This is a genomic window from Paraburkholderia madseniana (genome assembly GCF_009690905.1).
Taxonomy (GTDB): Bacteria; Pseudomonadota; Gammaproteobacteria; order Burkholderiales; family Burkholderiaceae; genus Paraburkholderia; species Paraburkholderia madseniana.
Map to the genome: position 1 here is coordinate 61,994 of NZ_VOSW01000033.1, position 12,195 is coordinate 74,188.

General features: G+C 60.3%; 9 protein-coding genes and 1 pseudogene. 6 read left to right on the plus strand and 4 right to left on the minus strand.

Annotated elements, in window-relative coordinates; translation table 11 throughout:
- Window positions 1-389: 389 nt before the first annotated feature.
- The 5 genes and pseudogenes from FSO04_RS18775 to FSO04_RS18795 all read left to right on the plus strand — a co-directional run.
- Window positions 390-1,396 (plus strand): annotated as a pseudogene (locus FSO04_RS18775) (methyl-accepting chemotaxis protein); the annotation flags it as partial.
- Between the two features lie 167 nt (window positions 1,397-1,563).
- A complete protein-coding gene (locus FSO04_RS48515) occupies window positions 1,564-3,294 on the plus strand; it encodes a methyl-accepting chemotaxis protein (protein WP_154561282.1) in 1,731 nt (576 codons plus the stop codon).
- Window positions 3,294-3,545, plus strand: a complete 252-nt coding sequence (locus FSO04_RS18785; protein ID WP_154561284.1) for a hypothetical protein — start codon at window positions 3,294-3,296, stop codon at window positions 3,543-3,545. The genes FSO04_RS48515 and FSO04_RS18785 overlap by 1 nt, the downstream gene beginning before the upstream one ends.
- 589 nt (window positions 3,546-4,134) lie before the next feature.
- Window positions 4,135-8,028: a PAS domain-containing protein gene (locus FSO04_RS18790; RefSeq protein WP_199203043.1), complete on the plus strand. Its 3,894-nt coding sequence runs from the start codon at window positions 4,135-4,137 to the stop codon at window positions 8,026-8,028.
- A gap of 339 nt (window positions 8,029-8,367) precedes the next feature.
- Entirely contained in the window at window positions 8,368-8,928 is a 561-nt protein-coding gene (locus FSO04_RS18795; RefSeq protein WP_154561288.1) for a response regulator transcription factor, read from the plus strand.
- Between the two features lie 447 nt (window positions 8,929-9,375).
- Here FSO04_RS18795 and FSO04_RS18800 read toward each other — a convergent pair whose 3' ends face one another.
- On the minus strand, window positions 9,376-9,687 hold the full coding sequence (locus tag FSO04_RS18800; protein ID WP_154561290.1) for a hypothetical protein: 312 nt from the start codon (window positions 9,685-9,687) through the stop codon (window positions 9,376-9,378).
- 362 nt (window positions 9,688-10,049) lie between these two features.
- On the opposite strand from FSO04_RS18800, the gene FSO04_RS47590 reads away from it, so the two are divergent.
- Window positions 10,050-10,349 carry a hypothetical protein gene (locus FSO04_RS47590; RefSeq protein ID WP_233464908.1) on the plus strand — a complete coding sequence of 100 codons (300 nt, stop codon included), beginning with the start codon at window positions 10,050-10,052 and terminating at the stop codon, window positions 10,347-10,349.
- A 272-nt stretch (window positions 10,350-10,621) separates the two neighbouring features.
- On the opposite strand, the gene FSO04_RS18810 is transcribed toward FSO04_RS47590, so the two are convergent.
- The 3 genes from FSO04_RS18810 to FSO04_RS18820 form a co-directional block, all read right to left on the minus strand.
- A complete protein-coding gene (locus FSO04_RS18810; protein ID WP_166618209.1) occupies window positions 10,622-10,912 on the minus strand; it encodes a DUF3331 domain-containing protein in 291 nt (96 codons plus the stop codon).
- Window positions 10,909-11,601, minus strand: a complete 693-nt coding sequence (locus tag FSO04_RS18815; protein WP_233464904.1) for an SET domain-containing protein — start codon at window positions 11,599-11,601, stop codon at window positions 10,909-10,911. The genes FSO04_RS18810 and FSO04_RS18815 overlap by 4 nt, the downstream gene beginning before the upstream one ends.
- A gap of 208 nt (window positions 11,602-11,809) precedes the next feature.
- Complete coding sequence (locus FSO04_RS18820) at window positions 11,810-12,184, minus strand: hypothetical protein (protein WP_154561294.1); 375 nt, start codon at window positions 12,182-12,184, stop codon at window positions 11,810-11,812.
- Window positions 12,185-12,195 lie beyond the last annotated feature (11 nt).

Here is a 12,195-nt window from a genome sequence, read left to right on the forward strand (position 1 = left end):
TGATGGCGTTTGCTTCGGCGCTCCTCACCGGCGTCGCTCGGCTCTACCCGTGCAACGAAAACGGCGACCCAATCGAGATAATGCATATTAGAACCGTCTGAGGGTGCGGTTCTTCCCCCGGATGCAGTAGGAACGTCCGGAATGAAGCGTGCAAACATGTCGGCTGAACCTGAGATCGAGTGGGGGGCTTGGGGGCACTTTTGCGCGCTGCTGGCCGTAGAGCAGGCGTCGCATGACTCCGGCTCCAGCCGTTCCCACGACAACGAAGACTAATATGCGATATGGACATGAACCGGATTGGCGTACCCGCAGGCGCGGCTCAGCGAAGCGGTGGAACTCCCCTATGACGGGCTTCACGCAAAGCGATCTGGTCGGCTTGATGGCGAGCGGCTGCGCTATCCACCTGGCTCGTCCTGCGCAGTGCGATTTCTAGGCCGCTGCGCCTCGCACTGGATCAGCTTGGACGAATCGAAGCCGGCGATATCTTACGGCCGAGATTGAGATCGAGCGGGATGACGAACTGGGCATTCTGCTGGGTGGGTTGCGCAGGATGCAGGAAGCGTTGAGCGGAACGGTACAGACCATCCGGAGCGGCGTGGAAGCGATCGCCAGTGCGGCTAGCGAGATTGCGGGCGGCAATATCAATCTCTCACAGCGTACCGAAGAGCAGGCGGCGTCGTTGGAGGAAACCGCATCGAGCATGGAGCAGCTGACGGACGCTGTGAAGCAGAACGCCGATAACGCGGCGCATGGTCGCCAGCTTGCAGATCAGGTGGCCGGTACCGCGCAGTCGGGGGCGACCGTGGTAAGACGCGTCGTGACGATGATGAGCCGGATCAACGAAAGCTCGACCCGGATGGCCGAGATCATCAGCACAATCGAAGGCATCGCTTTCCAGACGAACATTCTGGCCTTGAATGCCGCCGTGGAAGCAGCACGCGCTGGCGAAGGAGGCCGGGGCTTTGCAGTGGTTGCCAGCGAGGTGCGTTCATTGGCGCAACGCTCGGCGAGCGCAGCCAGGGAGATCAAGGATCTGATCAACGAGTCAGTGTCGAGAGTAAAGGAAGGCGGCGCGCAGGCGGACGAAGCCGGCGAGCGGATGGAGCAGATGCTCACAGCCGTGAATCGCGTAACCGGTCTGATCGGCGAGATTGCCGCCGCTTCGAGAGAACAGGCGAAGGGAATCGACCAGGTCAACCGGGCCGTCACGCAGATGGATGAGGTCACGCAGCAAAATGCTGCACTGGTCGAGGAAGCGGCTGCGGCGGCGTCAATGGACGTGCAGGCAGCAAAGATGCGCGAGGTGGTTGCGGTGTTCCGGACAGCGGCTACGCGGCACAACGACAGCGCACGACGTGCGGTGATGCTTCCACCGAACGCCATGCCGGCTTCGTGATGTTTGATGGGACGGGGTCGGACATGGGGCCTAAGGTGTGACAATTCACCTTTCTCCATCTCGGGCCCAAATCGCTCCTTCATGGACACCGGAGCAATCGAAGTCTTTTTTAGTCGACTGAGAACTGCCCCCCAGAAGGGGGAACGTCGCTCTTCGTGGAGAACGTAATGAAATGGTTCTACCACCTGACCGTCGCGAAGCGTCTTGCAGTACTGGTCGCAAGCGCCGCGCTCGGGCTCTTCTGTGTTGCGGGATTCGGCCTTGACCAGATCAGGCAGGTATATGACGCGGCCAGCTACGCCAGTGTGAACACGGTACCGAGCCTGGTTGTCCTCGATAACGTACAAGGGGTGTCCAGCACAATTCAGATGCTGGTCTACCAGAATCTGCTTACGAATGACGTTGCGAAGAAAAAGGACCTCGAAAGCAGGGTCGGCGAACAACGGACGCGGTTAGATGCTGAGTTGAAGCAATACGAACCGCTGATCTCCGACGATCACGACAAAGATCTCCTTGCCAAAGATCGCACGGAACTGGCTAATTACGAGGCCGTGCGCGACAGGGTACTTGCACTGTCGCGCGAGAACTCACAGGAAGCGTTCGCGCTGAGCCGGGAGGAGATGTTTTCTGCCGTCAAGAAACTCGATGCGGCACTGATGGCGCACCGCGGGTACAACGTCGAACTAGGCAAGCAGGGAACCGATCAGGCGGCACAGATCATCAGCCACGCACTTTGGATGGTGTCGGTGATCGCGGGACTGACCTTTATCACCGTAGTCGGTCTGGGCTTACTAATTACCCGCCATTTGCTACGTCAGCTTGGTAGTGAGCCTGACTACGCAGCGGTTATCGCAGGCAAGATCGCTGGGGGAGACTTGACGGTGGCAGTTGAGACGAAGCGCGGCGACCAGTCGAGCTTGCTGTTCGCAATCAGTTCCATGCGTGACAACCTTGCGGATGTCGTGTCCGGCATCCGCTCTACCACGGAGTCGGTCACGGTCGCATCGCAGGAAATTGCGAGCGGTAATACGGATCTGTCGGCCCGTACGGAAGAGCAGGCAGCGTCTCTTGAGGAAACGGCGTCGAGCATGACGCAGCTGACCGAAACCGTGAAGCAGAACGCCGACAACGCGCGGCAGGCCAATGCACTGGCTACGCGGGCTACTGACATGGCCGATGCCGGCAACGAAGCGGTGCAGGGCATGGTCGGGACGATCGGTCAAATCAGCGGCAGCTCGAGCAAGATTTCCGAGATCACGGGCGTGATAGAAGGTATTGCATTCCAGACGAACATCCTTGCGCTCAATGCTGCCGTCGAGGCTGCACGTGCAGGTGAACAGGGGCGTGGCTTCGCCGTGGTGGCGAGCGAGGTCCGCAGTCTCGCGCAGCGCTCGGCAGCGGCGGCAAAGGAGATCAAGGAGCTGATCGGCTCGTCGGTAGCCATGATTCAGGACGGCGCAAAACAGGCGTCCGAAGTCGGTGCCACGATGGGCGAGGTGAAACAGGCAATCAAGCAGGTATCGGACATCGTCGGCGAAATTGCGGCGGCCTCGGAGGAACAGAGCCGGGGCATCGAGCAGGTCAATCAGGCGGTCGGCCAGATGGACGAGGTTACGCAGCAGAATGCGGCACTGGTCGAGCAGGCCGCCGCCGCGGCCCAGTCACTTGAAGAGCAGGCAACCAGGCTGAAGGGCGCCGTTTCCGTGTTCAAGGTGACCGACACAGGGCCCACCGTGTCGAGTGTGACCAGACCGGAAAGCAGACCACGCATTCCGGTGCGGAAGGTGCCGCAGCCTCGTACGCCGGCAAAACCGACCGGACATCCTTCTGGTACCACGACAGCCGCCGCCGCGGTTACCCCGAGTACCAGGGCTGAAGAAACGTGGGAGACGTTCTGATGGAAACGACGGCCAGGAACGGCGACGTCGATCTCCTGACGCCATGGAAGAGTCTGGCGACGACGAACAGCAGCGCGGCCGCGTCCTTCGGAGCCCGCGTCGTGGTTCTGAGCCAGTTCGTTGGGGCCGCACTACCCGAATTGAGCACCGGGCAGCGTCGGGAAATCACCCGGCGCTTCCGGCAGGGCGTGGAAGATGGCATGGCCTACGCCGATGACAGGGTCATGCCTGCCGAGTACCACACGTCCTAGCTCGGACAGGCCAATGCATTGCCGGGAGCACTGAGAACGGATGAGGGCGCCGGCAAATAGCCGCGCCCGGCAGCACACGTCTGCTCTCTCGTGGTATCGGCGTCCCCCGATGCCGCGGCCATTTTTGGGCGCCGTGACGAGACAGTTCCTTTTTTCTCTTTCAGGCTCCATCACACCGTGCGTACGCGCTCCATGATCCGATGAAAATTTCCTCCTGCTCCACAACAGCGGACCTTTCGATCGAGTCCCGGCCCGACGCATGCACGACATTTGACGCTTCCGATAGCGACCAGCACACCGTCATGCGCGTCATGGTCCTGCCGACGCTTGTCCGGTCGGTCGACTGGTTGCGGCTCGCGCTTGGGGTCAGTCCTGAAAGCGCGTCTATTCAATCAATGAGCGAGCGTGTCGAAAAGGTCACATGGGAAGCGTCCGTGCGACTCGACCGCGAACCTACCGTGAGACGCGACAGCGAAGGCCTTGGCAATGCGATGGTCCGCCGCGTCGTAACCGCACGTCCAGCCCAGGGAGCGGGCAGAGGCCAGCAGGCGGTCATCCCGCATCGGGGCAGGCGAATGAACGCGCGCGTATGTCGGACTCAGTCAGTGTCGGTCAGCCCTTCACCATGAAATTTCGCAAGCTCTTTCTGGCATGGAAGCAAAAGCGCAATCCCGTGCTACGCGCGTCCACCCGTCCCCAGTCGAGCGCAGGAGAGGGCGCCGACGCCACGTATGGCGATCTCCCGAATCAGCTACGCGACGCCGCGCTTGTCCGGCACCTCGCAGCGGTCGGTTCCGGCATCGACGTCTGGGAGCGGGATCTGGTCAACGGTACGGCGACGTTCACCGCGCTTGCCCTGCAGATCTTCGGCATCGATCCGGTCGCGCTGGCCAACGGCGAAGTGACGCCGCCAGGCATGGAAGACTGGATTGCCCGCATCCATCCGGATGACGATCCGGTAGCCCGGATGGCCGAATATGCCGACCATCTTGCGGGACGGCTTCCCTATCTGAAGGCTGAGTATCGGGTGCGGGGCACCGATGGCGAATACCGCTGGGTGAGGGTGATTGGCCGGGTAGCGGAGCGCGACGAGAGCGGGCGGCCGTCGCGCATGGTCGGGACGACCGAGGACATTCACGAACGCAGGCAGGCGGAACTGGAACTCGAAGCGAAACGCGTGCAACTCGACAACGCGATGGAGGCGCTGAACCGCTCCGAGCGCCTCTTCCGTGCGGCGTTCGAGCATGCGCCGCTCGGGCTCGCCATTCACGACGGCACGCCGCGGGCGCATTACCTCGGCGTCAACGATGCGTATTGCCGGATCGTGGGCTATACGCGCGATCAACTCATCGGCATGAGCCCAGGCGATCTGATGGCGAGTGACGACCCGCACCGCGACGTCGAACAGATCCAGTTGAAGGCGCGGCAGTCGGGTGGCAGCGTCAGCCTGGTCAGGCGCCATGTGCGAAGCGACGGAACGCCGCTTGATCTGCACGTTCACGTATCGCTGCTCGACGGGGCGCAAGGTTCCAGTGACGTATCGGCTGTATCGATTATCGAGGACGTCACGGAACTGCTAGAGACACGGCAGGCGCTTGTCGTGTCGGAAACGCGTGCCACGCTTGCGATCGGGAACGCGCGCATCGGCCTTTGGGATTGGGACATTGAGTCCGATAGCGTGTTCTATTCCGACCGGACGCTCGAGATTCTCGGCACCTCACAGGAGAATTTCAGAACGGCAAGCGATTGGGTCGCATGCCTGCATCCCGATGACCGCGCGGTTTATCGTGACGCCCAGGCGGCGCACTTCGAAGGCCGCTCGGAACACTACAAGTGCGAGCTACGCGTCCGCCATGGCGACGGCCATTACAAGTGGGTCAGCGACCGGGGCAAGGTCGTCCGGCGGGACGACGCAGGCCGGCCTCTGCAGATCATCGGTACCCTCATGGATATTGACACGCGCAAGCGTGCCGATGAGGCGCTGCGCGAGAGCGAGGCGAGGTTTCGCGGGATCTTCGAGACAACGCGGCGCCTCATCGGCGTGCTCGACCGGGATGGCAGGAACATTGCCACCAATCCCGTCGGATACGCGTTCACGGGGCTGACTGTCGAGGAGACACGCGCCCTGTATTTCTGGGAGGGGCATTGGTGGCTCAACGATGCCGATCGCGAGCGGGTCACGGACGCAGTGCGGCGCGCGGCGAGTGGCGAGTACGTGCAGTTCGAGATCGGGCAACGTGCTGCCGACGGACGCGTTATGACGAGCGATCTCGCGATGTGGCCGTTGCGCGGGGAGGGCGGCGAAGTCGTCCGTATCTTTGCCGAAGCGCACGACATCACGGCGTTCAGGGAAACGCAAGCCGCGCTCGAGGACTCCCAGCGCTTTTTCCGCGCGTCATTCGAAAACACTCCGGTCGGATTCGCGATTGTCGTGGGTGAAGGCGTGGTCGTCGACGCAAACAGCGCGATGTGCGAAATCCTGCGCTATCCAAAAGCGGAGCTGGTCGGCAGGTCGTTCCGGGAGATTACCGCGCCCGACGATCCGACGCGTCCTCTGACGGCGATGCTCGAACGGCTCGACGCAGGTAATGGCCGGGCGGTGGTCGAGAAGCACTACGTGAGGGGTGATGGCGTCGTTATTCAGGTGAAGAGCCATCTCGTCGTGACAGCCTATGGGCACGACGGTCAACCATCGGAAGCGTTCCTGATGGTCGAAGACATCACGGAGCGTGTGCAACGCGAAGCCGCGTTGCACGAAGCCCGAGAGCTGGCGCAGGTGACGCTGACTTCGCTCGCCGAGGGCGTGATCCGCACTGACCTGAACGGCACGGTGACGCTGTGCAATGCGACGGCAGCGGCGCTCATGGGCATCGAGATTGCCGACATCGTGGACCGCCCGATTACCGATACCGTGCAACTGCTCAACCTTGTCACTGCTACGCGTCTGCCATGTCCGGCCATGTCGGTACTCGCCTCAGGCGAGCCGGTTCGCATCAGCGATTTCGTCGGTTTGCAATCAAGGGGCGAGCGAAGACGCATCGTGACCGTCTCCTGCTCCCCGCTTCATGCAATGGACGGCAAGATACTGGGTACGGTAACCGTGCTCCAGGACGCGGAGAAGGTCCACGCCTTGACGGACGCGCTTGCAACACAGGCCACGCAGGACGAACTCACGGGCCTGCTTAATCGCAGAGGCTTCATGCAACGGCTTGAACAGGCGGTCGCCGGCGTGGGCCGGTACGAACAGGCGCTTGGCCTGCTCTACGTCGACCTTGACCGGTTCAAGCTCGTGAACGACGCATGCGGCCATGATGCGGGCGACAGGCTACTCGCCGAAGTTGCCCGTCTCCTGCGTCTGCATGCCAGATCGACGGACACGGTAGGCCGGCTCGGCGGCGATGAATTCGTGTTTTTGTTGCACAGGGTCGAAGAAGACCAGGCATTGGCCATTGCGAACCGTATCGTCGACTCCCTGAGTGCGTATCGTTTTGTGCACGAAGGACGGGCTTTCTCGTTGGGGGCGAGTGTGGGTCTTGCCAGCGTGTGTGCCGAGGCGGCGAACGCCGCAACCGGTCTCGCCTGGGCCGACGCCGCCTGCTGGGCCGCAAAACGGGAGGGGCGCGGCCGTGTCAGCGTTTATCGCCCCGATGCGGCATCGATCGTCGATGCGCGGTTGGCGACGGGGTGGTCGTACCGGATGCAGGAGGGGCTGGAGAAAGGTTATTTCAGGCTGTTCCTGCAGAAAATCGTGTCGGCAGACGGCGAGATTTTGGGCTATGAAGCATTGGCACGGTTCGTGGATTCGTCCGGCGAGCCCGTTGGGCCTCATATGTTCCTGTCGGCGGCGAAACGCTTCGACCTGATGACGAGGATTGACCGGGCGATCTTCAACCAGGCGCTGCCTTTGCTCGACGACCTGCATGCGTCGCATCCCGGGGTGCCTTGCCCGTATCTGTCGGTCAACCTTGGCGCGAGATCGATCGCGGACCCGCTGTTTCGAAACTGGCTGATCGAGCGTCTGGCCGATAACCTGGACGTTGCAGCCACGCTGTGGATCGAGATCACCGAACTCGAAGAAATCAGCTGGACGGAGGAAGAGCTGGCGTTTGTCGCGATCCTGCGCTCGCATGGTGTCCGCATATACCTCGACGACTTCGGTACCGGCTACAACTCGTTCGATCTCCTCAAGCGAATCGCGGTGGACGGGATCAAGATCGATCGCTCGGTGACGTCCGACATCATGTCCGGTCCGATCAGCCAGGCGCTGGTCAAGGCGGCGGTGTCGATTTCCGTGGATTTGGAGCTCGATCTGGTGGCGGAGGGAATCGAGGACGACGCAACGTTGCAGTTTCTGCGCCGGCTCGGCGTATCGAAGTTCCAGGGCTTCTTCTTTCATCGTCCGGAGCCTGCCGCACGGGCGATCTGGGGCTTTAGCGGCGAATTGTCAAGATCCCGAAATCCTTCTTCAGTAAGGACGTGTTAGCGCAGACCGTAACTTCCATGCGTCAAACATCTACCCCAAACTCATGTGTCGTTCAGTGAGGAGAACTGACGATGTCGCACGGCGACCCTGGATCGCAACGGCATCGCTGTACCTGCATCGCAACGAAATGCAGTGCGCAGGCAGATGAGTTAGCCCTTTTGTTGCCCTAAAACAGGCGTCAACTCACTGGAGAGGTCCAGGAAAGTCTTCCGACGCGGTTGAGGCGTAGAAGCGCTGAAAAGGGGTTCCGTTCCACGACTCCCACTGTTCAATTGCGCTGTTTACAGCCGATTTGAGGGGGCGTCGTTTCAAATTTCGCCTCGATGCGAACAAAAAGAAATGATCAATATCCTGATTGCGGATGGCCACGCGATCGTGCGTGGCGGATTGAAGCAGCTGCTCGCGGCGACAAGCGATATCGTTGTCGCTGGTGAAGCCGCCACGGGCTCCGAAGTGATCGACAGGCTCCGCAAGTGCCACGTTGATCTGTCGTTGCTGGAGATGAGAATGCCCGGTATCAGAAACTATGTCTTGGCAATAGAGCAGGGCGAGGACACGGGTCTGCACCTGCATGTGATCCTGTACTACTCTGCAAAACATCGACGTGACGTGTCCCTCGCGCAGCGCATTGGCGAGTACTGGGCGGATGTAGTGACGGGTGGGAAGGGAGACTACTGGAATAGCAATGCGAGAAAGGCATTCCACGCCAGGCATGGTCAAGGCATTGGTGCGGGCCAGATCGATCGCAAAGATACAGCGAAGCGTGAGTCATTGCGCAAGAACCTGCTCTACGCTGGCGAAAGCGTCGCAATACCTGATGATCAAAGGTGCGGAGCGTGTTCGCACGTTCGATATGGGGCAGGTACCGAAAAAGGTGAAGTCGGGGCGTCCTCGTGTTGATCGTGATGAGCAAGAAGCTGGAATCGATGAGGAAATTGATCAGCAGATCGATGAAATTGATGCCAACGATATCCGACGATATTCCGTGGGACTTTGCCATACCGTAAACGGGCTGGCGTGTCTTGGGCGGTGATGCCTTGCAGATGGCGTAGAAGGCGCTGTAAGGCGTTCGGATGCTTCGGGTACACCAGCGACGATCGCACAAGAGATGATCTGTCAGTAGCTCAAGACGGGCCTCTATCCGGTCTCGCTGCCACGGACCGCACGCAGCTTTGATGTATCAGTTTCTGTGGGGCGAACAAGGCGGCTTCTACGCTGCGCAAGGCGTCTTTACGGGGCCCTCGCCGTTCCGCGTATAGCGAAATCACGCAGGTAATTTGCCTGTTCCGGGCCGCGCGTATTCGCTCGTCCCGGCTTGGCGAACGTCGCTGCGATCGCCATTGGGTGTCAAAGATTGCCGAAGTCGAACCCGGACGCTTCGGCGCACTGGACCATCTTATCGAGGTGGATGATCGCGTCATTGCCATGTTTGGCCAAAACATCTGCATATTTGTCGCGGGGAAGATGGTCGGTATAGAACCGGCTTACCTCCTCGCCTGGAGTCAGCGGCGACTTGTGGATGTGGTCTTTGCCGATGTATATCCCTGCGACGAGTTGCTCCTGAACCATCGGGGCAAGCGTGTCGAGGAAGGCCTGGGCAGGCACCAGGGAAAACGGCCTGATACGTTTGAATTCGTCAATTGCGTCGTAAATCGTCATGCGCTAACTCTTCGGGTAAAGTTTGACATATTGACAGACGAAGGCGTAGCCGCGCAGCTGCAATGGCTGCTCGTCACAGCAGCGGTGGTGTCGCAAGAGCGTGGCGATAATGTTGCACCGTGTGTAGGGCTTGAAAGAACGCGGTGGTTGATCTGTCCGTTCGGCGTGGGGCATGAACGTCGTAAGTAACGCAGGTATGTCAGCCGACCTTTCGAGCGGCTACGACTTGCGCATGCCAAGCTTCGACTACTTCACCATAGGACCGGCGCTGCATTATCTATCGTATCAACGCAACGAGAACTTCCATAGTTGGGGCCAGGGGGCACTACAGTTCGTAATCGTCGCAGAGTACCGGCGTCGCGCTGCAATGGCAGTCGCAAGAGGGGCGCACGTGGCAATGGCAGGGAAATCTCGAGATGCGCTGGAACAATGCCCTTCAACATACCGAACGGTGCTTCCCGCTCGACTTGCCGTCGAGCCTGGAAGAGGATCTGAAGAGTGCCCCCGGCTCCAGTGAGTCGCTCACATCCCTCACCTGCGCCGGCAGCTACGACCACGGCCTCTACGGGCACGCGCAGCTTGCGGCCACGGTAAAACTCTCGTCGCACTGGCAGGCGGGCGCACTCGTGGATGCGAACGTCACACCCGGCCGCGACAAATAGTTTGCCGCGCTCGCGTTCCTACCCGTACCCATCTGGAAAGTTCGAATCGCGTTCAACGCCCGGCTCCGGTGGCGCCTATACGCCGATCCCGGAATGATTCCGTAACGCCGATCAGTGACACAGACGACGGAGTATGAGTCGTTTGCGCTCCTGGGCAAGGCTTTAGCGGTCGTTCACCTTGCTTCTGATGGCTGGCCGGAATTTCAGGATAGGAGGGTTTTGTGCTGGCCGCGGGATGCTCCGTTGTATCTGGTGCCGCAACTGGCCCAGGTTCATGCCAATACGTCGTCGGGTTCAACGATGTCTCTGACGCTACTTTCGGCGATTCGAGCCTTCTGGTTCAGCGGAGCTGGGTCGCCGACCGGTTTGAAGACAGGCTGACCCGGTGCAATCGCTTCTCCCGAGAGCGCGCAGACGCCAGCCTCAGAAGCTTTTGTGCGCTCCCAGCGTTGTTCGCTGTAACAGCAGCGACCGGCTTCACGCCAAGCGATGATCAGTACGTGGGCGCTGGGACGTTCGAAGATGCGAACGTTTATCATGACGTTTGCCGCCGCATTGCTCACGTCGCTGTCGGTCTGGGGAACGACGGCCTGGCTGGCGGCTTCTTCTTGTCGGCGGGCATCGAGCCACGGCAGTTCTGCGAACCGCAGCGGCAGGCACATCGTTGGCGAAGCGACCGGGTGTGCCGGCCATCCACAGCCAACGCATAGTCGATATTCAACTCCTCTGCTGCTGGTACCGTGCGGATTGTGTGGATGAGAACGCGGCCGTCGTGATCGTCCGCTTCGCAGTTCGGGCTGCATGAGTGATTGAGCCAGCCGGCACTGTTGCCGCCAATAGCACCGTCGATCATGGTGCCGTCACCGAGACCGAAATAGAAGGCGTGATCCGGATTGTCCGGATCACGCGGATGACTGCGTGTAGCCTCGTCCCACGAGATCTGCTCGCCCCGGTATTCGCAGACGAACTCGTCGCAGAAGAATCCACGTGTTGCGAACACGTCCCTGCCATGAGCCGCCGAGCGCCGGACAGCGATCCTGGTACGCGGCAAAGAGTCGGGGTAAGGTTTTAACGGGGGGCCTGCAAATGCGTTCACGAAATCAGCGTTGAGCGCCATCCAGAAGAGTCCGGAATTACGGCATGCGCATAGACTGCCTGCGATGATTTTCTCATGTAACGGGCGTCGCGCCTCGTATGGCGAACACAGCGAACAAAATCCCAGGTGAAAATGCTGTTTGGCGATATGCGTCACGTGCCAATAGCTGCGGATTTCCTGTACGTCGCGAATATCGATCGCGTAGTGTTCCGCGCCGAGCATGGATGCGAGGTATTCGCTCGCTGAGCCCCTGACGGATGCGTGCGTTCGCCGCGAGCCATCCTGCAACTGATGTATCCCGTTCATTTCTATCCTTGCTTCTCAGGAAGTCTGCGAGTTCGACCCGGTTGCCTCGACGGGCAGGCTACCGACGTCCATTCAGGTAACGGTTGACCTCGGTCAGAAGAGCCGAGTGGTATTGTTCAGGTAAATACCTGTCGTCGCTCAGGGACATCAAGTCTTCAATCCTGTCGCGGAACGATTTTGCAATATCGGCTTGCATTGAACGGGGCAGGTGCATCAATACGGAAACCAGTAGTTCGCCAATGACCGCGATGCGCGCGCCGTGTTGAACAACAGCCATACCGTTTGATTTCGACAGGGTAGTGAGTGCATCGAGCAACGGGTTGTGGCTCGCTTCTTCAGACTGAACGTGTGATACGAACGCCGATTGCTCCTGCGAAGCCGTTTGCGCCGGGAAGTGTGGAGCATTGTCGTGCATGCTGAAGCCTTTATACATTGCTCAGTCAG